General features: G+C 63.0%; 24 protein-coding genes. 16 read left to right on the top strand and 8 right to left on the bottom strand.

The window, feature by feature from the left end:
* Positions 1-22 precede the first annotated feature (22 nt).
* Complete coding sequence (locus ACZ5VE_RS06100; protein ID WP_464457132.1) at positions 23-2,845, bottom strand: DUF349 domain-containing protein; 2,823 nt, start codon at positions 2,843-2,845, stop codon at positions 23-25.
* 376 nt (positions 2,846-3,221) lie between these two features.
* Here ACZ5VE_RS06100 and ACZ5VE_RS06095 point away from each other — a divergent pair, with 376 nt between their 5' ends.
* From ACZ5VE_RS06095 to nrdR, 3 genes are all read left to right on the top strand, one after another.
* Entirely contained in the window at positions 3,222-3,995 is a 774-nt protein-coding gene (locus tag ACZ5VE_RS06095; RefSeq protein WP_464457131.1) for a lytic transglycosylase domain-containing protein, read from the top strand.
* Between the two features lie 267 nt (positions 3,996-4,262).
* Positions 4,263-5,507 carry a serine hydroxymethyltransferase gene (glyA, locus tag ACZ5VE_RS06090; RefSeq protein ID WP_464457130.1) on the top strand — a complete coding sequence of 415 codons (1,245 nt, stop codon included), beginning with the start codon at positions 4,263-4,265 and terminating at the stop codon, positions 5,505-5,507.
* Between the two features lie 12 nt (positions 5,508-5,519).
* Positions 5,520-5,969 carry a transcriptional regulator NrdR gene (gene nrdR, locus ACZ5VE_RS06085; RefSeq protein ID WP_464457129.1) on the top strand — a complete coding sequence of 150 codons (450 nt, stop codon included), beginning with the start codon at positions 5,520-5,522 and terminating at the stop codon, positions 5,967-5,969.
* 48 nt (positions 5,970-6,017) lie between these two features.
* On the opposite strand, the gene ACZ5VE_RS06080 is transcribed toward nrdR, so the two are convergent.
* Entirely contained in the window at positions 6,018-6,605 is a 588-nt protein-coding gene (locus ACZ5VE_RS06080; RefSeq protein WP_464457128.1) for a GspH/FimT family pseudopilin, read from the bottom strand.
* A 117-nt stretch (positions 6,606-6,722) separates the two neighbouring features.
* Here ACZ5VE_RS06080 and ACZ5VE_RS06075 point away from each other — a divergent pair, with 117 nt between their 5' ends.
* From ACZ5VE_RS06075 to ribD, 5 genes are all read left to right on the top strand, one after another.
* The gene (locus tag ACZ5VE_RS06075; protein ID WP_464457127.1) at positions 6,723-7,184 is read left to right on the top strand and encodes a type IV pilin protein; all 462 of its coding nucleotides are present in this window, start codon (positions 6,723-6,725) and stop codon (positions 7,182-7,184) included.
* Positions 7,181-7,822, top strand: a complete 642-nt coding sequence (locus tag ACZ5VE_RS06070) for a PulJ/GspJ family protein (protein WP_464457126.1) — start codon at positions 7,181-7,183, stop codon at positions 7,820-7,822. The genes ACZ5VE_RS06075 and ACZ5VE_RS06070 overlap by 4 nt, the downstream gene beginning before the upstream one ends.
* Positions 7,819-9,036 (top strand): hypothetical protein, encoded by a 1,218-nt coding sequence (locus tag ACZ5VE_RS06065; RefSeq protein WP_464457125.1) that lies wholly within the window; start codon positions 7,819-7,821, stop codon positions 9,034-9,036. Before ACZ5VE_RS06070 ends, ACZ5VE_RS06065 begins: the two co-directional genes overlap by 4 nt.
* Positions 9,033-9,500, top strand: coding sequence for a type IV pilus modification PilV family protein (locus ACZ5VE_RS06060; protein WP_464457124.1), 468 nt, complete (start codon positions 9,033-9,035; stop codon positions 9,498-9,500). Before ACZ5VE_RS06065 ends, ACZ5VE_RS06060 begins: the two co-directional genes overlap by 4 nt.
* An 81-nt stretch (positions 9,501-9,581) precedes the next feature.
* Entirely contained in the window at positions 9,582-10,685 is a 1,104-nt protein-coding gene (gene ribD / locus ACZ5VE_RS06055; protein WP_464457123.1) for a bifunctional diaminohydroxyphosphoribosylaminopyrimidine deaminase/5-amino-6-(5-phosphoribosylamino)uracil reductase RibD, read from the top strand.
* A gap of 187 nt (positions 10,686-10,872) precedes the next feature.
* Here ribD and rpiA read toward each other — a convergent pair whose 3' ends face one another.
* Positions 10,873-11,544 carry a ribose-5-phosphate isomerase RpiA gene (gene rpiA / locus ACZ5VE_RS06050; protein WP_464457122.1) on the bottom strand — a complete coding sequence of 224 codons (672 nt, stop codon included), beginning with the start codon at positions 11,542-11,544 and terminating at the stop codon, positions 10,873-10,875.
* 93 nt (positions 11,545-11,637) lie between these two features.
* On the opposite strand from rpiA, the gene ACZ5VE_RS06045 reads away from it, so the two are divergent.
* Positions 11,638-12,681 (top strand): quinone-dependent dihydroorotate dehydrogenase, encoded by a 1,044-nt coding sequence (locus ACZ5VE_RS06045; RefSeq protein WP_464457121.1) that lies wholly within the window; start codon positions 11,638-11,640, stop codon positions 12,679-12,681.
* 43 nt (positions 12,682-12,724) lie between these two features.
* Here ACZ5VE_RS06045 and ACZ5VE_RS06040 read toward each other — a convergent pair whose 3' ends face one another.
* From ACZ5VE_RS06040 to ACZ5VE_RS06030, 3 genes are all read right to left on the bottom strand, one after another.
* Complete coding sequence (locus tag ACZ5VE_RS06040; protein WP_464457120.1) at positions 12,725-13,186, bottom strand: N-acetyltransferase family protein; 462 nt, start codon at positions 13,184-13,186, stop codon at positions 12,725-12,727.
* A 6-nt stretch (positions 13,187-13,192) separates the two neighbouring features.
* Positions 13,193-14,011 (bottom strand): acyl-CoA thioesterase, encoded by an 819-nt coding sequence (locus tag ACZ5VE_RS06035; RefSeq protein ID WP_464457119.1) that lies wholly within the window; start codon positions 14,009-14,011, stop codon positions 13,193-13,195.
* A gap of 78 nt (positions 14,012-14,089) precedes the next feature.
* Entirely contained in the window at positions 14,090-15,199 is a 1,110-nt protein-coding gene (locus ACZ5VE_RS06030; RefSeq protein ID WP_464457118.1) for an NAD(P)/FAD-dependent oxidoreductase, read from the bottom strand.
* Between the two features lie 287 nt (positions 15,200-15,486).
* Here ACZ5VE_RS06030 and ACZ5VE_RS06025 point away from each other — a divergent pair, with 287 nt between their 5' ends.
* Complete coding sequence (locus ACZ5VE_RS06025; RefSeq protein ID WP_464457117.1) at positions 15,487-16,248, top strand: SDR family NAD(P)-dependent oxidoreductase; 762 nt, start codon at positions 15,487-15,489, stop codon at positions 16,246-16,248.
* Between the two features lie 218 nt (positions 16,249-16,466).
* Here the strand turns inward: ACZ5VE_RS06025 and ACZ5VE_RS06020 are convergent, their stop codons facing one another.
* Entirely contained in the window at positions 16,467-17,048 is a 582-nt protein-coding gene (locus ACZ5VE_RS06020) for a superoxide dismutase (protein ID WP_090046837.1), read from the bottom strand.
* Between the two features lie 357 nt (positions 17,049-17,405).
* Positions 17,406-18,761 carry an exodeoxyribonuclease VII large subunit gene (gene xseA, locus ACZ5VE_RS06015; RefSeq protein ID WP_464457116.1) on the bottom strand — a complete coding sequence of 452 codons (1,356 nt, stop codon included), beginning with the start codon at positions 18,759-18,761 and terminating at the stop codon, positions 17,406-17,408.
* 355 nt (positions 18,762-19,116) lie between these two features.
* Here xseA and ACZ5VE_RS06010 point away from each other — a divergent pair, with 355 nt between their 5' ends.
* From ACZ5VE_RS06010 to adk, 6 genes are all read left to right on the top strand, one after another.
* Positions 19,117-19,734 carry a MotA/TolQ/ExbB proton channel family protein gene (locus ACZ5VE_RS06010; RefSeq protein ID WP_464457115.1) on the top strand — a complete coding sequence of 206 codons (618 nt, stop codon included), beginning with the start codon at positions 19,117-19,119 and terminating at the stop codon, positions 19,732-19,734.
* Positions 19,735-19,743: 9 nt separating this feature from the next.
* Positions 19,744-20,166 carry an ExbD/TolR family protein gene (locus tag ACZ5VE_RS06005; protein WP_464457114.1) on the top strand — a complete coding sequence of 141 codons (423 nt, stop codon included), beginning with the start codon at positions 19,744-19,746 and terminating at the stop codon, positions 20,164-20,166.
* 5 nt (positions 20,167-20,171) lie between these two features.
* Positions 20,172-21,176 (top strand): tetraacyldisaccharide 4'-kinase, encoded by a 1,005-nt coding sequence (gene lpxK, locus ACZ5VE_RS06000; RefSeq protein ID WP_464457113.1) that lies wholly within the window; start codon positions 20,172-20,174, stop codon positions 21,174-21,176.
* Positions 21,177-21,236: 60 nt separating this feature from the next.
* Positions 21,237-21,443: a Trm112 family protein gene (locus ACZ5VE_RS05995; RefSeq protein ID WP_108311306.1), complete on the top strand. Its 207-nt coding sequence runs from the start codon at positions 21,237-21,239 to the stop codon at positions 21,441-21,443.
* Between the two features lie 10 nt (positions 21,444-21,453).
* Positions 21,454-22,230: a 3-deoxy-manno-octulosonate cytidylyltransferase gene (kdsB, locus tag ACZ5VE_RS05990; protein ID WP_464457112.1), complete on the top strand. Its 777-nt coding sequence runs from the start codon at positions 21,454-21,456 to the stop codon at positions 22,228-22,230.
* Between the two features lie 122 nt (positions 22,231-22,352).
* On the top strand, positions 22,353-23,009 hold the full coding sequence (gene adk / locus ACZ5VE_RS05985; protein WP_464457111.1) for an adenylate kinase: 657 nt from the start codon (positions 22,353-22,355) through the stop codon (positions 23,007-23,009).
* The last annotated feature ends 53 nt before the right edge of the window (positions 23,010-23,062 follow it).

Here is a 23,062-nt window from a genome sequence, read left to right as displayed (position 1 = left end):
GTGACGGCATTTGACCGGCCGATCAGCCGCGCAGCAGGTTCTTCAAGACGTTTTGCAAACGGCGTGCCGTGGCTTCCTCGTGCGGACCAGACAAGACCTGCGCCACATCCTGGCCCCAGGTTTCGCGGGGGCCGGGTTGGTTGCGCTGGGTCAGCAGTTGCAATTGCAGCATGCGGCGCTCGCTCAAGCTGTCGGCGGGTGTGGGCACTTCGGCAGCCATCTCCAGGCGCAACAAAGCGGTGGCCGCCGGTGTTTTGGCGGGTGTGCTGACGGCTTGCGCCCAAGCCTGACGGGTCGAGGCGTTGATAGCTTTGCCCAACTCTTGTGCGCTGGGCAAAGCATCGGCTTGGCGTTCTTGCCAAGCCCCCATCAAACGGGTCAGGGTTTCGCCGTGGGCTTGTGCGGCCAGTTTGCGCAGCGACATTTCGGCACGCTCCATGGCTTCGCGCTGGGCACGGAAAGCGGCATCGCCCAGACGCGGACCCCGGTCTTCGCGGAAATCACGGCCTTCGCCACGACCACCCCGATCGCCAAAACGGTCTGAGCCACGCTCACCCGGGCGGCCAGGTCCACGGTCGCCACCCGGACGGGCACCCCGCTCACCCGGACGGCCGTCGCGGCGGCCATCACGACCGGAGGCGGCTTCGGTTTTCTTTTGACCCGGACGGTCATCGCCGCGCACAGCCACAACAGGCTTGGCCGGTTTGGGCGGGGCCACGGGGGCTGCAGGTGCTTCGGCCGGGGCTGCTTCGGCGCTTTCAACGCTTTCGGCAGTGGCTTCAGCGGCATCGGCGGGCACCTCTGCCGCAGCATCCGTCTCGGCCGCGGGTGCGGCTTCTTCGGCGGAGGCTTCGGAAGCGGCGGCAACAGCAGGCGCAGACTCTGTGGTTGGCGCGGGGGTGGGTGCCGCTTGCACAGCCTGGGCTTCTTGGGCTTGGCCACGCAAAGCGGCATCCAGTGCGGCCATGGCGGCGCGAATCTTGCCCGCATCGCCTGCGGCATTGGCTTCGTCCAGCGCTTTGGACGCGTCGATCACGGCGCGGTCGCGGGCGGTCAACGGGGCTGCCGAGGCGTGGCGCTCGGTGCCTTTGCGCTGGAAGGCTTCGTCCAGCGGGGCGCGGAACACTTCCCACAGTTTTTGTTCGGTCTTGCGGTCCAGTGGCACCGACTGGGCTTCGACCTGCCAGCGTTGCTGCAGGGCTTTGACCGCGTCCACGCGCAAGGCGGGTGCTGCACCCACTTCACGGGCTTCGTTGATCAGGGCCTGACGGCGCTCGACGCTGGCTTTTTGGGCGGCTTCCAATCGGGCGGCGGCGGCTTTGAGCACGGCCTTCCACTGCGACTGCATTTCACCAAAGGCTTTTTCGCTCAGGTGGCCGGCATTGCGCCAGCGGTCGGCAAACTGGTGCAAGGCGCGCAGTTGGGCGCGCCAGTCGTCGCTCTCGGCATTGGCAGTCGTCCAGGCTTTGACTTCTTCCAGCAAGGCCACGCGTTGCGCGCGGTGCTCGGCCGAGTCTTTTTTCATCTGCTCCAGCCAGGCCAAAACGGCTTTGTAGGCTTCGTTGCAGGCGGCATCAAAGCGCTTCCACAAGGCGTGGTTGGGCAAGCCGCCTTGGTCGGTTTGCTTCCAGCTCTCGCGCAATTGGCGCAGCTTGTCTTGCATCTTGCGGCCACCCATGGTGGGGGCTTTTTCGGCATCGAGCAAGGCTTCGGCTTGGTTCACCAGGTCTTGACGGACCTGATCGGCCAACCAGCGCTGCCAGCCTTCGGCATCGCCCGTGGCGGTCAGGGCCTTGTGCACGCGCTCGTCAAGGGCGGTGTCCAGGTTTTTGCCATGGGTCTTGAGTGCGGCGCGCAAAGCGACTGCCGCATCGGCGGGCACCGGGGGTTCGGTGATTTGTTTTTCAAGCGCTTCGAGCACTTCGGTCACGGCCTTGTTGGCCTGCTCGCGCAGCGCCTGACGCTGGGCCGCGTCCATCTTGGGTTTGGCGGGCTTGGCTTCTTTGGCGGCTTCGGTGGCCGCTACGCCAGATGCTGCAGCGGACACTTCGGCCACGGCCTCGCCGCGCAAACGGCGGATTTCATCGGCCCAAACCGGCACCGAGGGCAAGGCCGCGGTCGCGTCGGCCTGGGCTTGTTGCGCCAACGTCAAAGCCGCCGAAAAACCATCCCAGACCGCCTGCAGCTGGTTCAGTGCCGCATCCAGCTGGCTCGGAAACTTCATGTCCACACTGGGCCAAACGGCGTTGGTGGTCAATTGCTGGGCCTGCGATTGCCACTGGGCCACATCGGTCTGCAGGCCTGCCAGAGCCGCTTGCGCTTCGGCAATGGGTTTGGTGGACAGCACTTCGATGCGCTGCGCCAACAACACGGCGGCTTCGCGCTGCACCATCACCTGGTGCTGCAAATCCTCAACGCCCTTGACGACTTCGGCCAAACGGACCTTCAAACTGGCCAAAGGCTCGCGCGACAGTGGCGCACCGGCTTTGGCGGCATCGCGCTGCCAAGCCATGGCATCGCCAATGTTCAGGCGCGGGGCCTGCAGCATCTGCTCGGCTTTTTGGGCCCAGTCGCTGGCCAGCGCTTCTTGGCCGTGCACGCGTTTGAGCTCGTCGAGCTTTTCTTTCAGGAGCTTGGCCGCGCCTTTGTCGCGCGTGGACATCTCGCGATAGACCTCGGCCAATGCGTCAGCCGTGGGCTCGGTCAAGAGCCATTCACGCAAACGGGCGCTGCGCTCACCCGAGGTGACGGCTTGGAAGGCCCCTCCGGTCAACTGGTCAAGAGCGGCGAGGTCAAGAGGCTTAGAAGATGAAGTCACGGTAAAAACTTTAAAAACACAGTCCATGCCAAATACGGCATCAGTGTCGGGGCCGGACACCCTTGCAAAAATTTTCAAGGTCGGCTGTCGACAACCTCGTATTTTCGCCGGGATTTGGCCGGACCCGGCTCTCTTGTACGAATCGGTGGAAATCTCTTGTCATTTCGTTCACATGATGGCCTCTATATTTCTTTTATGCATGTTTATTAACCTTGATAGCCTTGACTTGATATTAAATACTCCTAGAATTCACCCACATCCCGCCCTAGGGATAACCCGATACCGCTGCCGACCCCGGCTAAATCTGCACCAGCCTGCCGCTGTTTTGCAGAATGCGTCCCCCCCACCCACAAGCGCCCGAGTGATTGCCAAGTCACTGCCGCTTGGCATGAGAGGAAGTGCTATGACAGCGCCATTGACATTGAACATGTCCCGCCTGGCCCTGAGTCTGCAGACTTGGGCTGCGGACGTTCGCGAAGGTTTTGTAGAAATCACCCGCCATAGCCTGGCCTTGATTGGCTTGGTGGTCGTGATGGTGGGACTGACTTTTGTGTCTCGCCCCGACCTGCAGGCATCGGCCAGCGAGGTGCTGCTGGGCTGGCTCGAGATCAGGCAAGGCGAAGTTTCAGACGCCCCTGAATCCGGCCATGCGGCCCATCGCCTCACGGCCAAAAGCCTGAAAAACCTGACCGCCGACCAGCTGCTGGTGACCCGGTGGCTCAGCCGCAAGTACCGTGTGTCCAGCGAGCCCTTGGGCGCTGTCGTGTCCGAAGCATGGGCCATTGGGGAGCGCAGCCAACTGCCGCCCAGTTTGATCCTGGCGATCATGGCGGTCGAATCCCGCTTCAACCCGTTTGCCTCCGGAAGCCAAGGCACGGTCGGTTTGATGCAAATTGAACGCAAAGCCCACGTGGATGAGCTGAGCCGGTTTGGCGGGCAATTGTCGGCTTTCGACCCGTTGACCAATGTGCGGGTTGGTGTGCGCCATTTGCAGGCGCTGATTCAACAGACCGACACACTGGAAGACGCCTTGCGCCTGTACGGCATTTCTTCGGGCCAAAGCACCGAAAACCTGTATGTCGAGAGGGTGTTGGCCGAGCAAAAATTGCTTGAAAAACTCACGGATCGGCAAAACACCGCAGCCGTGTCAGCCCGAGGCCGCCTGAGCCCACTGTGAAAAGAACCGAATCTCAAGCGCTTGTAAGGCTGGGATACACTATTCAGGTGCGCGACTGGCGATAGGAGCCCCGTTTTCCCCGGAAGACGAGATCACTCTGACGTGGACCGCGGTGCCACTCCAACATGGAACCACCCCAAACCACTGGGAAGCGCACAGCCCGGAACCGGCCTTCAAGGCCACGACCAGGGTTTTCAGCCGTTCGCCTGGGCAGCCCTTGTCAAACACCATTTCTTGCCAAGGTTCCATCTCTTTTGAAGGACTGCCATGTACGACCGCAACATTCTGATTGAACAAGCCGACCCCGAAATTTTTGCCGCCATCCAGGCCGAAAACGCGCGTCAGGAACACCACATCGAGCTGATCGCCAGCGAAAACTACGCTTCGCCCGCCGTGATGGCCGCGCAAGGCTCGCAACTCACCAACAAATACGCCGAAGGCTACCCCGGCAAGCGCTACTACGGCGGCTGCGAGTTTGTGGACGTGGCCGAACAACTGGCGATTGACCGCATCAAACAAATCTTTGGTGCCGACTGTGCCAACGTGCAGCCCCATTGCGGCGCATCGGCCAACGAAGCCGTGTTCCTGGCTTTCCTGAAACCCGGCGACACCATCATGGGCATGAGCCTGGCCGAAGGCGGTCACCTGACCCACGGCATGCCGCTGAACATGTCGGGCAAGTGGTTCAACGTCGTGTCTTATGGCCTGGACGCCAACGAAGCCATCGACTACGATGCGATGGAGGCCAAGGCCCGCGAACACAAGCCCAAGCTGATCGTGGCCGGTGCTTCGGCATATAGCCTGCACATCGACTGGGCGCGTTTTGCCAAAGTCGCCAAAGAAGTCGGCGCGATCTTCATGGTCGACATGGCCCACTACGCCGGCCTGATCGCCGCTGGCCAGTACCCCAACCCTGTGCCGCACGCTGATGTGGTGACCTCCACCACCCACAAGAGCCTGCGCGGCCCGCGCGGCGGCATCATCTTGATGAAGGCCGAGCACGAAAAAGCCATCAACAGCGCCATCTTCCCCGGCCTGCAAGGCGGCCCGCTGATGCACGTCATCGCGGCCAAGGCGATTGCCTTCAAGGAAGCGCTGCAGCCTGAATTCAAGGCTTACCAGGCCCAGGTGATCAAAAACGCCCAGATAATTGCCCAGACCTTGACCGAGCGCGGCCTGCGCATCGTGAGTGGCGGCACCCAGAGCCACGTCATGCTGGTCGATCTGCGTGCCAAAGGCATCACCGGCAAAGTGGCCGAAGCCGCTCTGGGCAGCGCCCACATGACGATCAACAAGAACGCGATCCCGAACGACCCTGAAAAGCCGTTTGTGACCAGCGGCGTGCGCATCGGCACCCCGGCCATGACCACCCGCGGTTTCAAGGACGAGGAAGCCCGCGCCACCGCACACCTGATTGCCGACGTGCTGGACAACCCGCTGGACGAAACCAACCTGGCCGCCGTGCGCGCCAAGGTGCACGCCCTGACCAGCCGCTTCCCGGTCTACGGCTGATCGGCCCGCGCGATGAAATGCCCGTTTTGCGGTCACCTCGAAACCCAGGTGGTGGAGACACGGCTGGCCGAAGACGGGGATTTCATCCGCCGTCGCCGTCAATGTGGGGCGTGTGATAAGCGCTTCACCACTTACGAAAAGCCGGAAGTCAACTTTCCAGCCATCGTCAAGAAAGACGGCCGACGCATCGAATACCAACGCGACAAACTGCGCGCCAGCCTGAACCTGGCTTTGCGCAAGCGCCCCGTGAGCACCGAACAGGTCGACGGTGCCATCGAGCGCATTGAAGAAAAACTGCTGGCCTTGCCCAGCCGCGAAGTCGCTTCGCACCGCATTGGCGAATTGGTCATGCGCGAGCTGAAAAAGCTCGACAAGGTGGCCTATGTGCGCTTTGCCAGCGTGTACCGCAATTTTGAAGACATCGACGAATTCAAGACCTTGGTTGACGAAGTCCAAAGCTGACGTGACCCAAGAGGCCACGCCAACAGGCCAGGCATGTGCCGGATGTGCTTATGGGCAATCCTGTGGTGTGTATTTCTCAATCCGGGGCTTGCCCAAGGCATTGCTGACCACCTGCCAGCCCACCGATGACGACGCCTGACAAAAGCGCCATGTTCCGGCCATGAACGCACCGTTGGTGCTCATGCTGCGCCCTTCGGCCCCGTAAGAAAAATAGGTCTTCACCGTCTGGGTGATGCCCAATTGCACGACCGCTGGCAAAGAGGCATGCGCTTCGATGAGCACCTCCCCTGCATCGTGCAGGGCATTGTTGTTGGCATCCACAAACACCAACCAGCCTTGTTGCCAATGGCCATTGGCATCGCAGGTGCCGTTGCTGGCCTTCGCGCACAAACTCACCCGTTGCTGACGGCGCAAGGCCTCTGAGCGGGCAAGGACCAAGCTGTCCAGCAGCCCTTCCGCCTGGGCCTGCAACTGGTGCCTTGCACGCATGTCCGACATGGCAGGCGCCGCCATGGCTACCAGAATGCCCAGCAAAGCCAGCACCACCAAAGCCTCCAGCAGGGTGAAGCCCTCTGCACTGTCATGTTTACGTCGACCGGGTCGGCGTGTAAATAAAGGGTGAATGGGAGGGCGCATGGTTTTTCTCGCGAGTAATTGGGGTCAGCAGGGCCCATACAAAGTGCGGCAACGCTTTGGACTGTACAAGATGAATACATAAGACCACAATCAACCAGCACATCAGGGAGACAACGCATGCCCATGCCACGAAGGGGCCCCAACCCACCGCTGAGCACACGCAGCCAAGGCTGGACGCTGGCCGAACTGCTGATCAGCCTGGCCCTGATGAGCGTGCTCGCTGCGCTGGCCCTGCCCGCTTACCAGCAGCAGCAACGCCAGGCAAGACGCACCGATGGACAAGCGGCCTTGCTCCAGTTGCAGATGGAACAGGCCCGTTGGCGCGGCACCCACGACAGCTACGCCGATTCGTTGAGTGCCTTGGGTTGGGCCAGCGACCGATCGCCACTGGGGCATTACCAAATCACCCTGTCAGACGCCACTGCCGAGGGCTACACCGCGCAGGCCATTGGCCTGGTTGGCCAAGCGGCAGACCGCGATTGCAGCCCTTTGCGCTTGAGTTGGCAGGGCACGGCGACAGCCACATTCGGTGCCGGCGAATACCCTGACAGCGACCCTGCACGCTGCTGGCGGCGATGAAAACCGTCCAGCGGCTGCGTGAAACAGGCGAAACACTGATGGGTTTGCTGGTGGGCATGGCGGTGGGTTTGGTCGTTCTGGCTGCAGGCAGCGCCATGCTGGCCAATCACTTGCGCGGCCACCGCGCGGTTTTGCAAGACACCCACCTGCACACCGACCTGCGCTCGGCCACGGACTGGATGACCCGGGAACTGCGCAAAGCCCAATACACAGCCAACGCATGGGAAACCCGATCGCCCACGGCTTGTGACGACCCGTTTTGCCAAGACTGGCAAGACTGGCAAGACTTTAGCATCGAGGGCGATTGGATCGACTTCAGCTATGACCGCAACCACAATGGCCAGCGGGACGACGATGAATGCATGGGCTTTCGTCTGGTCGACAAGGCGCTGCACGCACGCAGGACATGCAGCTCGAACGGCAGTTGGCAAGCCATCACCGACAGCGCCAATCTGAGCATCACCGCACTGAACTGGCAACTGCGCTGTGAGCTGCGCAATGGCTGGCTGCACCGCAGCGTTCGCATGGACTTGACGGCGCAGTGGCCCGGTGATGCCGCTCGCCAAGTCAGCCTGTCGCAAACCGTGCATTTGCGCAACGACTTGCCCGCCAGCAAGCAAGCGCTGTTTTGCCCATGACAAGCCATCGCTCTTCCCAGCCGCAACGCGGGGCCATCACTTTGATGGTGGCCATCGGTTTGGTGATTCTGGCCAGCTTGACCAGTTTTTACAGCGCCCGCAGCGTGCTGATGGACCAACTCGCCAGCCAGAACCATGCGCATGCCAGCCAGGCCCGACTGGCTGCCGATGCGGCCTTGGCCAGAGCACAGGCCGCGATCGCGAACAGCAGCCCCCATGCCGATGCGCTGCTCACCACGCGCACCGACTGCCCGGTGGGCGTGACCGGCCCGCAGTGGCAGTGCAGCACCCTGAGCGTTGCGCCGCACCCCACCATGCCCCAGGCCCAACTGAGCGCCACCGCCGTGCGCGATCTGGTCCAGTCGCCGCATGTGCTCACGGTGCATGCCAGCGCCAGCATGACCGGTCAAAACAGCCGGGCACAGGCACGCGCGAGCCTTTTCATCCCCTTTGTGGCCCCTGCACCAGGCCTGGCTGCACCTGCTGCACTGGTGCTGAACGGCTGTATCAGCGAAGCTGCCGGCACCAGCCTGCGCGTGTGCCCCCTCACCAGCAAGGGCGACGCCTGCAGCGGCACCGCCAAGGCCCCTGCCGTGCAAACGCATTTCGTGGTGGACACCAACCGCAACGGCAGTATCTCCAGTGCCGAAAAAAATGCCTGCCTCGCGCTCAGCCCCAGCAGCTTGCCCGGCGGGGGCAGCAAAACCGGGCCCGGCACGGCCGTGCCGCGCAGCCCCTGCAGCCGTGCCGCCTGGCGCAGTGTGCTGGGCAATATCACAGACGCTCAACTGCAAGCCTGGTCCACCGCGCAGGAACGCAACGGTCTGACGGCGCAAACCACGCCCCCGCGCTCGATTTACTGGATCGACAGCCCTGGCGACTGGCAGCAAAGCGTGGGCAGGGCCAACGCACCGGCATTGCTGGTGTTTTCTGCCCAAGCCTGTGCGCAGCGCTGTCCGCGCATCGGTGCCAGTGTGCGCATTGTGGGCAGCGTCTTGCTCGACGCCGGGTGCAACGATGAAAAGATGCGGGGCTGGCAAGCTGGGACCATCGAAGGCCAGCTGGTGGTGGAATCGGGCTTGCCCGAGTGGCGCTCTGGCACGGTGCTGGCCCGCCCAGAAGGCCGCAATGCCTACATCCTCAACTGGCCCGAAGGCATGGATGCCACACGGGTCCAGCGCGTCAATGGCAGCTGGAGCGAGGGCACGCCATGACAAGCGGCCCTCGCGCCCAACAAGGCATGGCCTTGATCGAAGCCCTGATCGCCTCGGCCGTGCTGGGCATCGGGCTGGTCGGCGCCACGCAGTTGGCCCTCAAGACCCTGCACATGGCCAGCGCCAGCCGCCAACACACCGTGGCCCAGCACCTGGCCCAGGAAGCAATGGACTGCTTGCATGCCAGCACCAATGCCGTCCCCTGCCCCAGTCAAGAGGTCATCCAGGTGCAAGGCGTGCGCTACACCCGGCAAACGCGCAGCACACCCCGAGGCGACGGCCTGGTCAACGACCTGCAAGTCAGCGTGGAATGGACGGCCAGCGGAACAGGCGCCAGCCCAAGCTCCGGGACCGGCTCCGGCAGCGGCGCCAATGCAGGGCCGGGCAGCACCGCCAACACCCGCATCGAATGGCACAGCAGCGCTTCGACCATCCCCTTGTGGGTTGGCGTATCCTCGCCTTAGTCTGCGGGGCCGTTTGGCCGCGCCACCAGAACCCTTCATTTGTTGACCGCTGTGCCCTCTTCGACCGTTCACCCTGCCCCCATGCAACGCGCCTTGGACCTGGCTCGCCAAGCCCTGTGGCTGACCTCACCCAACCCCCGTGTGGGCTGCGTGATCACCGCGGCCGACGGCACCGTGCTGGGCCAAGGCCACACCCAGCGGGCCGGTGGCCCGCATGCCGAAATCATGGCGCTGCGCGACGCCGCCGAGCGCGGCCACAGCGTGAAAGGGGCCACCGCCTGGGTCACTCTGGAACCCTGCGCCCACCAGGGCCGCACCGGGCCGTGTTGCGATGCGCTGGCCGCAGCGGGCATCGGCCGCGTGGTCTCGGCCATGACCGACCCCAACCCCCAAGTGGCGGGCCAGGGCCTGGCGCGTTTGGCGGCAGCGGGTGTGCAAACCGAAACGCTGGCCACCACCTCAGACGAAGCCATTCAGGCCCGTGAGCTGAACATCGGATTTTTCAGCCGCATGGAACGTGGCCTGCCCTGGGTGCGCATGAAAGTGGCCACCTCGCTCGATGGCCAAACCGCTTTGCAAAACGGCCAAAGCCAGTGGATCACCGGCCCCGAGGCCCGTGCCGACGGCCACGCTTGGCGCGCCCGTGCCTGCGCCATCCTGACCGGCATCGGCACCGTGCTCGAAGACGATCCGCAACTGAACGTGCGCGGCGTGGACACTCCGCGCCAACCCCATCTGGTGGTGATCGACAGCCGCCTGGACATGCCCCTGACCGCCAAACTGCTCGACACGCAAGGCACAGGCGAGCAAGCCCGGCACATCTGGATTTACACCGCCACGGACGAGCACACGGACAAACGCGCTGCGCTGACCTCACGGGGCGTGACCGTGATCGATTGCCCCGGCCCCGGCGGCAAGGTTGATCTGGCCGCCATGCTGCGCGACCTGGCACGACGCGAGATCAACGAACTGCATCTGGAAGCCGGGCACAAACTCAACGGCTCCTTCATCCGCGAAGGGCTGGTGGACGAATACCTCGTCTACATCGCGCCCCAGCTGCTGGGCCCCGGCCAGGGCATGGCCAATCTGCCCGCACTCACCGATCTGGGCGGCGCGGTGAAGCTGGCCTTTCACGCGGTGGACCGGATCGGGCCGGATTTGCGTTTGCTGCTGCGAAAAGCTTGAGAACCTGACCTCAAAAGGCGCTAAGCGGCACCACCATTCGGCCGCAGGGGCGGCCTCCCACGCAAGACAAGCGGATGCCTGTGTCGCCTGTATGCCTTTGTGGGAGCGAGCCCCTGCTCGCGAATGGTGACCAAGGCCAACGGGCAATCGGCCGCAGGAGCTGCCTCCCACAAGGGCATCGGTTCTCTCAAAAATTGAGCGTCTTCACCCCTGCAGACGTGCCCAGCAAACACACCTGGGCTTTTTGCAAGGCAAACACGCCCACTGTCACCACGCCAGGCCATTGGCTGACTTCGGTCTCGAATGCCACCGGGTCGGTGATCTTCAAGCCCTTCACATCCACGATGTGCTGGCCGTTGTCAGTCACCAGCGGCTGGCCGTCTTTTTGGCGCACGGTGGCGCTGCCGCCCATGGCTACAAACTGGCGCATCACACGGGCGGTGGCCATGGGGATGACCTCAACGGGCAGTGGGAACGCGCCCAAGGCATCGACCAGCTTGCTCTCGTCGGCGATGCAAACAAACTGCTTGCTCTGCGCCGCCACGATTTTTTCGCGGGTGAGCGCCGCACCGCCGCCCTTGACCATGTGGCCTTGGTGGTCGATCTCGTCAGCGCCGTCGATGTAGACCGACAGGCTCTCCACCTCGTTGCTGTCAAACACCGGAATGCCCAGGGCCTTGAGGCGCACGGTGGAGGCTTCGGAGCTGGACACCGCGCCCTTGATCTGGTCCTTCATGGTCGCCAGCGCGTCGATGAATTTGTTGACCGTGGAGCCCGTGCCCACGCCGACGATCTCGCCGGGAACAACGTATTTCAGGGCGGCTTGGCCCACCAGGGCTTTGAGTTCGTCTTGTGTCATGGGGTCGGGTCTGGGTAAAAAATGAAGGGTGCGCCGGGGTTTGAGACAATCGGGTCAATTGTTGTCAATGCCTTTGCTGGCCGGAATTATCCAATGTCCCTGATCCCCTACGCCCTCGCCCGCTCGTTTTTGTTCAAGATGGACCCCGAAGAGGCCCACGAACTGACCATCGACGGCCTGGCCCGCACGCAAAACACCCCGCTTGACCGCATCTACCGCCAGCCCTTTGTGGCGCAACCGGTCACGCTGGCGGGCCTGCACTTCCCCAACCGGGTGGGCCTGGCCGCTGGTCTGGACAAAAACGCCCGCTGCATCGATGGTCTGGGCGCCATGGGTTTTGGCTTTGTCGAAGTGGGCACCGTCACACCCAAAGCGCAGCCCGGCAACGCCAAGCCTCGCATGTTCCGCCTGCCCGAGGCGCAAGCGCTCATCAACCGGCTGGGCTTCAACAACGATGGGCTGGACGCCTTCATCGCCAACGTCAAGCGCTCCAAATTCCGCCAGCAAGGCCGATTGCTGGGTCTCAACATCGGCAAAAATGCAGCCACGCCCATTGAAAACGCCACCGACGATTATTTGATCGCGCTGGCGGGCGTGTACCCGCATGCCGACTACGTGACAGTGAACATCTCCAGCCCCAACACCAAGAACCTGCGAGCCCTCCAAAGCGACGAAGCGCTGGACGGCCTTTTGGGCACCTTGGTGGCGCGGCGCGAAGAACTGGCCGCCGAACACGGCCGCCGCGTGCCCATGTTCCTGAAAATCGCGCCCGACTTGGATGAAACCCAGGTGGGCGTGATCGCCGCCACCTTGCAAAAGCACGGCATGGACGGCGTGATCGCCACCAACACCACCCTGGCGCGCGACGCCGTGAGTGGCCTGCCACACGCCGAAGAAATGGGCGGTCTGTCCGGTGCGCCGGTGCTGGACAGCAGCAACCGCGTGATCCGTCAGCTGCGCGCTGCACTGGGCAAGGACTTCCCCATCATCGGTGTGGGCGGCATCCTGAGCGGGCACGACGCGATCGCCAAGATCGAGGCCGGGGCCGATGTGGTGCAGATCTACACAGGCCTGATCTACAAAGGCCCGGCGCTGGTCACCGAAGTGGCGAGTGCGTTACAGCAGATGAAGCGCTGAGAAATGGAACGGCACGCGCCCACAGGCACATGCCCGTCACGCATCAAAGTTCCTTTGAATAAATGATGAACCCTGTGTGGCTGGCCACCTTGTCATACAGGGCTCGGCCAGAAGCATTGCCGATCTGCGTCGTCCAATAGACCCGCGAACTGCCCGCAGATCGGGCGGCAGCGTAGACGGCCTCAATGAGTTGCTGTGCAATGCGCCGACCTCTGTGGCTGGGCGCGGTGAACAAATCCTGCAGATAACAAACATCATGCAGCCGGGTGGTACTGCGGTGAAAAAGGCAGTGCACCAAAGCAACCACCGTGTCGCCCTCCACCGCCACAAAGGCATGCACCGGTTCGTCCGCGCTGAAAAATCGCGCCCAAGTCGCATCGGTGATGTCCACTGCCAATGCGGTTTCGCCTTCCCGGCCATAAAAAGCGTTGTACCCATCCCAAAGTGACCGCCATTGGGCATGGTCCTCGCGCTCAAGGGGGCGGATGATGATGTCGTTGCGCATGCCTGCTCAGTCCTTGAAATACACCAGCTGGTGCGTGCTCGCCAGCAACTGCCCTTCGGGGCTCCAGAGTTCACCGGTCTGGTCAAAATAGCCGTGGCGGTAGTTGAGCGCTTTGGCTACGCCCAGCACATGGCGCGTGCCCACCTGCGCCAGCAAGGCGCTGTCGGCGTGGAAATAGGTCGTCAGTGACACCGTGCCGATGAGCGCGCGGCGGCGACGGCGAACGAAAATGCGCGGAAAAAAACTGTCGCTCATGGCCGCCAGCGAGGCAAAGTCCATGGCCCGCTCGGGCTCGTCGCGCACCCACAGGGTGGAGCGCGAGTGGGTTTGTTCCTGCTCGTCAAACGCCGTGGGGAAAGCGCCTTCGACAAAGCGCATGTCGTAGCGCTGCGGCCAAGCGGGCATGCCTTTCACAGGCATGCGGTGCAAGGCGTCAGCCGCGGGCACGTTGGCGGGCATCACGGCTTCGACATCCGACCAGGTCTCGCGCCGCACGGCAAACACGGCGGTGGCGGTGGCGACCACGCCTTCTGCCTGGTGGGCTTCGATGATCCAGTGCTGGGTGGAGCGGTTGGTGCGCGCGGGCCGCGCCACAAAGCGGATGTCGCCATCGGCCACCGGGGCCGCAAAGTTGACCGTCAAGGCCACCGGCTCGCCCAGGCGATCGGGGTGCAGCATGGCGGACTGCAGCAACTGCGCAGCGGTGGTGCCACCAAAGGGCCCAACCATGTTGGCGTAGGCCGGGTGGGTCGTGCCCGTGAACTCGTGGGGCGAGTCCTGAAGTGTGGCGGCTTTCAGGTCAATGGCTTCGTCAAGAGGGTGCATGCAGGGCTGTCCTGTTCGATGGATCGGTTGCAATCCATCATAGGAGGGGGCCCGCCCCCCGCGCTGTCCCGAAAGCGATCAAGCCAGCCGGGCGCAGACCTCGGCGGCAATCGCCAGCGAACTCGTCAGGCCTGGCGACTCGATGCCCAGCAGGTTCACAAGGCCCGGCACGCCATGCTCGGCTGGGCCCTGGATCATGAAGTCGGCAGCCGCTTCGTGCGGGGCGTTGATCTTGGGACGCATGCCTGCATAACCCGCCTGCAAAGCGCCATCGGCCAAGTCTGGCCAGTACTTGCGCACCTCGGCATAAAAAGCGTCGCCCCGGCGCGGGTCCATCTGCAGGTCAGCAGGGTCATCGACCCACTGCACGTCAGGCCCGAACTTGGCCTGACCACCCAGATCGAGCGTGAGGTGCACGCCCAGCCCGGCCGCTTCGGGCACAGGGTAAATCAAGCGCGAAAACGGGGCCTTGCCCGCTAGGGTGAAGTAATTGCCTTTGGCGTAATGGGCTTGCGGCAACAAGCTGTGGTCCAGCCCGTCCATGCCCCGCGCCAGCGCCACGGCGTTCAGGCCTGCGGCATTGACCAGCACTTTGCAAGCCAGCTCGGTGCCGTCTTGCGTGGTCACGCGAATCGGGTGGCTGGCGGTTCCTTGCCGCACGCCGATGTGCTGCACGGGCGAGACCAGCGCCAGCAAGCCGCCCGCGTTTTCCATGTCGCCTTGCAGCGCGAGCATCAGGCCGTGGCTGTCCACCACGCCCGTGCTCGGCGACAGCAGCGCGGCTTCGCAAGCCAGCGCGGGCTCCAGTGCCCGGGCCTCGGCGACGCTGAGTTTTTGCAGATCGTGCACGCCGTTGGCTGCGGCCTTGGCCCTGATGCCGTCCAGCGCCTGAACTTGCTCAGGGCTCGTGGCCACGATCAGCTTGCCCAAGCGCTGGTGCGCCACGCCACGCTCAGCGCAATAAGCGTAAAGCATTTGCTTGCCCTGCACGCAAAGCCGCGCCTTTAACGAACCCGCCGGGTAATAAATGCCCGCATGGATGACCTCGCTGTTGCGCGAGCTGGTGCCCGTGCCAATCGCATTTTCCGATTCGAGTACCAGCACCTCACGGCCCGACAACGCCAGCGCCCGCCCCACAGCCAGGCCGACCACGCCGGCCCCGATCACCACAGCATCGATTTGTTCCATGGACAGCATTGTGGCGCAGGCACGGTGGTGCTGTAGGAGCTTGCCTGCAAGCGAAAAGCTTACGGACCACAGGCGCTGCCATCGCCAGCAGGGCTGGCTCCTACGAAGACAAGGAGACACCGTGCATTTTGTAGGAGCTAGCCCTGCTGGCGATATAGGCGCTGGCGGTCGATGGGCATTTCGCTTGCAGGCAAGCCCCTACAAAGACATTTGAGCTGACACCCGCAAGACAGACACGGACACCGCACACGGGCAGACTGCCAGACAACAACTAAGGAGACCGTTTCATGTCGCTGTTCAATCTCAAAGGCAAAGTCGCCATCGTCACCGGATCGAGCCGGGGCATTGGCCGATCCATCGCGCACCAGCTGGCCCAGCAAGGTGCCAAGGTGGTGGTTTCCAGCCGCAAGCAGGACGCCTGCGAAGTGGTGGTCAAAGAGATCCAGGCCGCAGGCGGTGAAGCGATGGCGATTGCCGCCAGCATCTCCAGCAAGGAACAGCTGCAAAACCTGATCGACCAGACGCGCCAAGCTTGGGGCCCGATCGACATTCTGGTGTGCAACGCGGCCACCAACCCCTATTACGGCCCGACCACGGGCATGAGTGACGAGGTATTCGACAAGGTCATGCGCAACAACGTGCTGTCCAACACCTGGCTGTGCACCATGGTCTACCCCGACATGAAGGTCAAGAAGGACGGGACCATTGTCATCGTGTCGTCGATCGGCGGGCTGCACGGCTCGGCCATCATCGGGGCGTACAACATTTCCAAAGCGGCCGACATGCAGCTGGCGCGCAACTTGGCGGTGGAATGGGGCCCGGACAACATCCGCGTGAACTGCATCGCCCCCGGCTTGATCAAGACCGACTTTGCCAAGGCGCTGCACGAAGACCCGGTGCTGAGCGCCAAGTACAACAACGAGACGCCGCTGCGCCGCATGGGCGAGCCCGACGACATTGGAGGTGTGGCGGTGTTCCTGGCCAGCCCGGCTGGGCAGTATGTGACGGGGCAGACCATCGTGGCCGATGGCGGGATGATGATTCGCTGACTGTGCTGGGTGCTGGGGACTTCGGGCACCGCTGAGCATGGGCTGGGGCCGGGCACCTCATGAGGGGGTACCCAAAATCGGTGTCCGGCCCCAGCCCACGCTCAGCTCAGTGGGGTTTCGCACATGTTTTGTAGGTCGGCACCTTCAGGTCCGACAGCTCTGCTGAAAAACGCAAAAAGCCCGCATCAGCGGGCTTTTTGACTTGGAGAAAACGTCGATCAGGCGAAGTTTTTCTCGGCGAACGACCAGTTCACCAGCTTGTCGAGGAAGGTCTCGACGAACTTGGGGCGCATGTTGCGGTAGTCGATGTAGTAGGCGTGTTCCCACACGTCCACGGTCAACAAGGCGGTGTCGCCAGTGGTCAGGGGGGTGCCTGCGGCGCCCATGTTGACGATGTCGACCGAGCCGTCGGCTTTCTTGACCAGCCATGTCCAGCCGGAGCCGAAGTTGCCCACGGCGCTCTTGACGAAAGCTTCCTTGAAAGCGGCGTAGCTGCCGAACTTGGCATTGATGGCCGTGGCCAAAGCGCCTGTGGGCTCGCCGCCGCCGTTGGGCTTCATGCAGTTCCAGAAGAAGGTGTGGTTCCAGATCTGGGCAGAGTTGTTGTAGACGCCGCCACTGGACTTCTTGATGATCTCTTCGAGGCTCATGCTCTCGAATTCGGTGCCTTTTTGCAGGTTGTTCAGGTTCACCACATAAGCGTTGTGGTGCTTGCCGTGGTGAAACTCCAGAGTTTCCTGGCTGTAATGGGGGGCCAAAGCGTCGATCGCGTAAGGCAGTGCAGGCAAGGTGTGTTCCATGAGGGTGTCCTTTTGTTGTTGCAGGTTGAAGGTAGACCCGTGCATTTTAGGGGCTGAGCGATCGCCCTTGAGAGCAGCAGGTCACTGAAAACCCCGTCAACCCGGCTACCGCCGTTGTGGGGTGAGCCCTGGGTACCCATTTTGGAGAGTCCGCTGCCCATCGCCGTCATGGGCTGGGACCTGGGCACCGATTTTGGGTACTGCCTCATGAGGTGCCCAGGCCCCGGCCCATGACGGCTTACCCACATCCCCAAAACCGGCCTGAGCCCACGCAGGCATTCGGCCGCAGGGGCAGCCTCCCACAAAGAAAACAAGGCCTCTCTGATCAGGCGCTCAAAGAGACCTCTAAAGGCCTGATCAGTCCTGAACCTTCAAAGGCACTTCGCCATCTGCCAAAGTCGCCCGAACGGATTGACCCGGCTGAAACTGGGTGGCGTGGGTCAGGGCTTGGCCATGCTCATCGCTGAGCCAGGCATAGCCGCGCTCCAGCACTTGGCGTGGGTCCACCGATGACAAACGCAAAGCAGCACGCTCCAGGCGCTGGGCACGTTGTTGCACTTGCTGGCCCCGGTTGAAGCTCAGACGGTCGTTCAAGCGCTCCAACTGGTGGCCACTGCCCGTCAATTGACTTTGTGCGCCCGCTTGCAAACGGTGCGCGAGCCGGTCCAACCACTGGCTGTGTTGGCTCAGCAGGGCTTGTGGACGGCTCAGGCGGGTGGCCATGGCGTTCAGGCGCTGAACTTGGCGCTCTTGCTGGCGGGCCAGCCCCACACCCAAGCGGGCAACCACGCTGTCCAGCCGCTGGGCTTGCCGGTCTTGCTGGCGCAACAGGCCCCGAGTCAGTCTGTGTTCCAGCACCGACAAGGCCTCAAGGCCCACACCCCGGTCGGTCGCCGCCATCTCGGCAGCAGCCGTGGGCGTGGGGGCGCGCACATCGGCCACAAAGTCGGCGATGGTGAAGTCGGTTTCATGGCCCACGCCACACACCACCGGCACGGGGCTTTGGGCGATCACCCGGGCCAGGTTTTCATCGTTGAAAGACCACAGGTCTTCCATCGAGCCGCCACCGCGCACCAGCAAAATCACGTCCACAGGGGGGCTCAGCGGGTTGTCTTCGGCCGTGAAGGCATACAGGTTGAGCAGGGCCTGCGCCAGCGTGGCTGCGGCGCTGGCACCTTGCACCAAAGCAGGCACCATCAACACCGGAATGTGTGGCACGCGCCGCTGCAAAGCGGTCATCACGTCGTGCCAGGCGGCTGCGCCCAGCGAAGTGACCACACCAATGGCACGGGGCTGGGCGGGCAAAGCGCGCTTGTGGGCCGGATCAAAAAGGCCTTCGGCCTCCAGTTTGGCTTTGAGGCGCAAAAACTGCTCAAACAGCGCGCCCTGCCCCGCCCGTTCCATCGACTCGACGATCAGTTGCAAATCGCCCCGGGCCTCGTAAACGCCCAAACGGCCACGGACTTCGACCAGTTCGCCATCGCGGGGCGCAAAGTCCATCAAGCTGGCTGCACGGCGGAACATGGCGCAGCGGAGCTGGCCCGTGTCGTCCTTGATCGAGAAATAGCAATGGCCGCTGGCGGCACGCGAAAAGCCCGAGATCTCGCCGCGCACTGTGACCGGGTTGAACTGGGCGTCCAGTGTGTCAGCCATGGCGCGGCACAGCGCCGACACTGTCCACGCACGGGACTTCAAATCGTCATTCAGAGGCATTGAATTGAGGTTTCATCAGCGTTTCAAGCGGGTTTCAGGCGGCAAACCCAAGCCAGCTCAGGCAAAGTACTCCACAAGCCAGTCCCGGTGCGGTTTTTGGCGCATCTGAAGCAAGCAACAGCACAGAGCAAGCATAAGTCATTGATTTATTTGATTATTTTAAAAATGACCGGTCGAATTTTTAGAAATGAATATATACCTGAGTATGCTGAACAGCACGAAAAACCGAGTTCTTCACAAAGTTATCCACAGAAATGTCGGCGTCAGCCCCGCATCAGGGCCGTGGTTCAGATGCAACTCAAGCATTCACCGATAATCAGCCTCGTTCGTGACCGAAAAACGGGAAGGTATTTTCTTGCTGTCCATCATACAAGCCGCAGGCTGGCCCATCTGGCCCTTGATTTTGTGCTCCATTCTGGCCTTGGCCTTGATCCTGGAGCGCGGGGTTCAACTGCAAAGCGACAAAGTCGTCCCCCCCCACATCCTGGCGCAAACCATTGAGGCGATGCAACGCGGCATTCCGCTACAGGAGATGGTTCAAAAGCTGGACAAGGCAGGCGTCATGGGGCCGGTATTGGCCAGTGGGCTGCGCTGCTTGCAAGAAAACCCCAAGGCTTCTGACGCCGACCTGCAGTCGAGCATGCAAATGGCTGGGCGCTTGGCCGCCCAGCAACTGGAACGCTACCTGCCCGCTTTGGCCACCATCGCCTCTGCCGCCCCGCTGCTCGGTTTGCTGGGCACCGTGGTCGGCATGATCGACATTTTTGGGGCCCACACCGCATCGAGCAACCAGCCCGCCTTGCTGGCGCACGGCATCTCGGTGGCGCTTTACAACACCGCCTTTGGCTTGATCGTGGCGATCCCGTCCCTGATGTTCTGGCGTTACTTCCGGGCCTTGGTCGACCGCCATGTGCTGGCCATGGAAGTGGCCGCCGAGACTTTCGCCCGGCACCTGGCCCGTGGGCGCGCCTGAGGCTGGCTTGTGAACTTCAAACCCAGGTCATCGTCGCCGGAGCCCGAGATCAACCTGATCCCGTTCATTGACGTGTTGTTGGTCGTGCTGATCTTTTTGATGCTGACCACGACTTGGTCGCGCCTGACCGAAATCCAGCTGAACCTGCCCGTGGCCGATGCCAACCCGCCCAGCCAGCGCCCACGCCAGATCGTGCTGACGATCACCTCGCAGGGGCAATATGCGGTCAACAAGTCACCGGTCGGCGGCAGCTCGGTCGGGGCCTTGGTGGCGGTTTTGACGCCGCTGGCCGACAAGGACACGATGCTGGTCATCAGCGCAGACGCCTCGGCCACACACCAGACCGTGATCAACGCCATGGAAGCGGCACGCCGCAGCGGCTTGTCCAAAATCAGCTTTGCGGCCCAATCGGCCGAAACACCGGGCTCTTGATCGGCATGGGCTTGTCCACCTTTTTGCACCAGCGCTTGCCGCGTGTGTGGACCCGACGCGGCCTCGTGGCTTGGGCCTTGCTTCCGATCGCCGCCGTTTACGGCATGTTGGTGGCGCTGCGGCGTTGGGGCTACGCGGCAGGCGTCTTCCAAACCCGGCGCGTGCCCGCTTTGGTGGTGGTGGTGGGCAACGTGGTCGCAGGCGGCGCAGGCAAAACACCGGTCACCATCGCCTTGGCCAAGCACTTGCTGGCCCAAGGCTGGCGGGTGGGTGTGATCTCGCGAGGGCACGGGCGGCAAACCCAGAATGTGCGCGCCGTGGCGCACAACAGCAGCCCGCTGGATGTGGGGGACGAGCCCTTGTTGATCCACCAAGCCACCGGCGTGCCCGTTTGGGTGGCTCGCGCCAGAGCCGATGCAGCGCAAGGCTTGCTGCAAGCGCACCCGGATGTGCAAATCCTGATCTGCGACGATGGCTTGCAACATTGGGCGTTGGCCCGCGACTTGGAGATTTGCGTGATGGACGAGCGCGGCCTGGGCAACGGCTGGCTGTTGCCCGCAGGGCCTTTGCGCGAAACCTGGCCCCGCCCGGTCGACTGGGTGCTGCACACGGGCCCCCAGCTTTCAGGCAGCGCGGGCGTGGGCGGGTACCGGGCCCAGCGTCAGTTGGCTGACCACGCGGTGGGCGCAGATGGCCAACGCGTTGCGCTGAGCACACTGAAAGGCCAAGCGGTCGATGCCGTGGCCGGACTGGCTCGGCCTGAAGCGTTTTTCGACATGCTGCGCCAATCGGGCCTGACTTTGGCCCACACCACCGCCCTGCCGGACCACCATGATTTCGAGGATTGGTCTCCCGCAAACACCGGCCGCACCTTGCTGTGCACCGAAAAAGACGCGGCCAAACTGTGGCCGCACGAGCCCAGCGCCTTGGCCGTTCCCTTGGTGGTCACGCCCGAAGCGGATTTCTGGACTTCACTGGACGCCCGCATCGCGCAACTTCTGCCGCGCTGACACCTTGGGGTTTGCCCATCCAGCCGATCCACCGCCATTGGGACCGGTATCATTGGCAACATGGATACCAAATTGCTTGAATTGCTGGTCTGCCCCGTCACCAAAGGCCCCCTCGACTTCGACCGTGAGCGTCAGGAGCTGCTGTCTCGCAGCGCCCGCTTGGCCTATCCGGTGCGCAAGGGCATCCCGATCCTGCTGGAAAACGAAGCCCGTACCCTGAGCGACGAAGAAATCGACAAACTCGCGGCCCTGCGCCCACCGCTCTGAGAACCCACACATGAGTGATTCTGCCAAGCCGCAAGGCTTCACCGTGGTCATTCCCGCGCGTCTGGCGTCCAGCCGTTTGCCCAACAAACCGCTTGCCGACATCGCCGGGCTGCCCATGGTCGTGCGCGTGGCCCAGCGCGCCATGCTCTCGCAAGCCAGCCAGGTGGTGGTCGCCGCTGACGATGAAAGCATCGTGGCGGCCTGCGCAGCCCACGGGGTGCGCGCCCTGCTGACCCGCAAAGACCATGTGAGCGGCAGCGACCGCTTGGCCGAAGCCTGCCAACTGCTGGGCTTGCCACCCGAAGCGGTGGTGGTCAATGTGCAAGGCGACGAACCGCTGATCCCACCCACGCTCATCGACGATGTGGCCCGCGTGCTGACCGAGCGGCCCGACGCCAGCATGAGCACGGCTGCCCACGCGATTGGCTCACTCGAAGAGTTCACCAACCCCAATGTGGTCAAAGTGGTTATGGACGCCCGCCAGATGGCGCTTTATTTCAGCCGCGCCCCGATCCCGTGGTGGCGCGACGGCCAGTCGGGCAGCAGCTTCAAGGCCCTGCCCAGCCCCGCGCCGCTGCGCCACATCGGCATTTATGGCTACCGCGCCGGTTTTCTGGCGCTGTTCCCCACGCTGCCGCCCGCCCCCATCGAGACCATGGAATCGCTGGAGCAACTGCGCGCCCTGTGGCATGGCCACCGGATCGCGGTGCACGTGACCGACCAGGCCCCCGGCCTCGGGGTGGACACCCCCGAAGACCTGGCCCGAGTGCGGGCGCTGCTGGGCTGAGCCAAAACAATTTTTCTGTCAAAAATGCCGTAAGCCTGCTTAGAGGCTGGCGTGATATTCTCAAAAAGACAAACGTCGGGTTCGCCTGACCTCAGATTTCAAACGATAAGAGGACCTTCCCCATGAGACTGATTCTGTTGGGCGCACCCGGCGCCGGCAAAGGCACACAAGCCACCTTCATCTGCCAGAAATACAACATCCCCCAAATCTCCACCGGCGACATGCTGCGCGCAGCGGTCAAAGCAGGCACCGAACTGGGCCTGCAAGCCAAAGCCGTGATGGACGCAGGCGGTCTGGTCAGCGACGACCTGATCATCAACCTGGTCAAAGAGCGCATCGCCCAGGCCGATTGCGCCAACGGCTTCCTGTTTGACGGCTTCCCCCGCACCATCCCTCAGGCCGATGCCATGAAGGCTGCAGGCGTCAAGCTCGACTACGTGCTCGAAATCGATGTGCCTTTTGACGCCATCATCGACCGCATGAGCGGCCGCCGCTCGCACCCCGCTTCGGGCCGCACCTATCACGTCAAGTTCAACCCGCCCAAAGTCGACGGCGTGGACGACGTGACCGGCGAACCCCTGGTGCAACGCGCCGACGACCAGGAAGAAACCGTCAAAAAGCGCCTGGACGTCTACAGCGCCCAGACCCGCCCCTTGGTGGACTACTACGCCAACTGGGCCAAGGCCGACGCCTCAGCCGCCCCCAAATACCGTGCCATCAGCGGCACCGGCAGCGTGGAAGACATCACCGCCCGCGCCTTTGCGGCATTGGCTGACTGATTTTTCAGCGGCTCCAATGAACAAAGCCCCGCAATGCGGGGCTTTGTTGTTTC

This window comes from Limnohabitans sp. INBF003, assembly GCF_055396645.1.
The sequence above is the reverse complement of the archived record's forward strand: the minus strand, read 5'-3'. Positions and strand labels throughout refer to the sequence as shown.

What these genes read in the sequence shown, in the direction of transcription:
- ACZ5VE_RS06045 (WP_464457121.1), top strand. Translation starts at nt 11,638, where the DNA reads ATGTCCCTGATCCCCTACGCCCTCGCCCGCTCGTTTTTGTTCAAGATG.
- xseA (WP_464457116.1), bottom strand. Translation starts at nt 18,761, where the DNA reads ATGCCTCTGAATGACGATTTGAAGTCCCGTGCGTGGACAGTGTCGGCG.
- ACZ5VE_RS06070 (WP_464457126.1), top strand. Translation starts at nt 7,181, where the DNA reads ATGAAAACCGTCCAGCGGCTGCGTGAAACAGGCGAAACACTGATGGGT.
- ACZ5VE_RS06040 (WP_464457120.1), bottom strand. Translation starts at nt 13,186, where the DNA reads ATGCGCAACGACATCATCATCCGCCCCCTTGAGCGCGAGGACCATGCC.
- ribD (WP_464457123.1), top strand. Translation starts at nt 9,582, where the DNA reads ATGCAACGCGCCTTGGACCTGGCTCGCCAAGCCCTGTGGCTGACCTCA.
- ACZ5VE_RS06075 (WP_464457127.1), top strand. Translation starts at nt 6,723, where the DNA reads ATGCCCATGCCACGAAGGGGCCCCAACCCACCGCTGAGCACACGCAGC.
- ACZ5VE_RS05995 (WP_108311306.1), top strand. Translation starts at nt 21,237, where the DNA reads ATGGATACCAAATTGCTTGAATTGCTGGTCTGCCCCGTCACCAAAGGC.
- lpxK (WP_464457113.1), top strand. Translation starts at nt 20,172, where the DNA reads ATGGGCTTGTCCACCTTTTTGCACCAGCGCTTGCCGCGTGTGTGGACC.
- ACZ5VE_RS06030 (WP_464457118.1), bottom strand. Translation starts at nt 15,199, where the DNA reads ATGGAACAAATCGATGCTGTGGTGATCGGGGCCGGCGTGGTCGGCCTG.
- ACZ5VE_RS06060 (WP_464457124.1), top strand. Translation starts at nt 9,033, where the DNA reads ATGACAAGCGGCCCTCGCGCCCAACAAGGCATGGCCTTGATCGAAGCC.
- glyA (WP_464457130.1), top strand. Translation starts at nt 4,263, where the DNA reads ATGTACGACCGCAACATTCTGATTGAACAAGCCGACCCCGAAATTTTT.
- ACZ5VE_RS06080 (WP_464457128.1), bottom strand. Translation starts at nt 6,605, where the DNA reads ATGCGCCCTCCCATTCACCCTTTATTTACACGCCGACCCGGTCGACGT.
- rpiA (WP_464457122.1), bottom strand. Translation starts at nt 11,544, where the DNA reads ATGACACAAGACGAACTCAAAGCCCTGGTGGGCCAAGCCGCCCTGAAA.
- ACZ5VE_RS06025 (WP_464457117.1), top strand. Translation starts at nt 15,487, where the DNA reads ATGTCGCTGTTCAATCTCAAAGGCAAAGTCGCCATCGTCACCGGATCG.
- nrdR (WP_464457129.1), top strand. Translation starts at nt 5,520, where the DNA reads ATGAAATGCCCGTTTTGCGGTCACCTCGAAACCCAGGTGGTGGAGACA.
- ACZ5VE_RS06065 (WP_464457125.1), top strand. Translation starts at nt 7,819, where the DNA reads ATGACAAGCCATCGCTCTTCCCAGCCGCAACGCGGGGCCATCACTTTG.
- ACZ5VE_RS06100 (WP_464457132.1), bottom strand. Translation starts at nt 2,845, where the DNA reads ATGGACTGTGTTTTTAAAGTTTTTACCGTGACTTCATCTTCTAAGCCT.
- ACZ5VE_RS06035 (WP_464457119.1), bottom strand. Translation starts at nt 14,011, where the DNA reads ATGCACCCTCTTGACGAAGCCATTGACCTGAAAGCCGCCACACTTCAG.
- ACZ5VE_RS06095 (WP_464457131.1), top strand. Translation starts at nt 3,222, where the DNA reads ATGACAGCGCCATTGACATTGAACATGTCCCGCCTGGCCCTGAGTCTG.
- kdsB (WP_464457112.1), top strand. Translation starts at nt 21,454, where the DNA reads ATGAGTGATTCTGCCAAGCCGCAAGGCTTCACCGTGGTCATTCCCGCG.
- ACZ5VE_RS06020 (WP_090046837.1), bottom strand. Translation starts at nt 17,048, where the DNA reads ATGGAACACACCTTGCCTGCACTGCCTTACGCGATCGACGCTTTGGCC.
- adk (WP_464457111.1), top strand. Translation starts at nt 22,353, where the DNA reads ATGAGACTGATTCTGTTGGGCGCACCCGGCGCCGGCAAAGGCACACAA.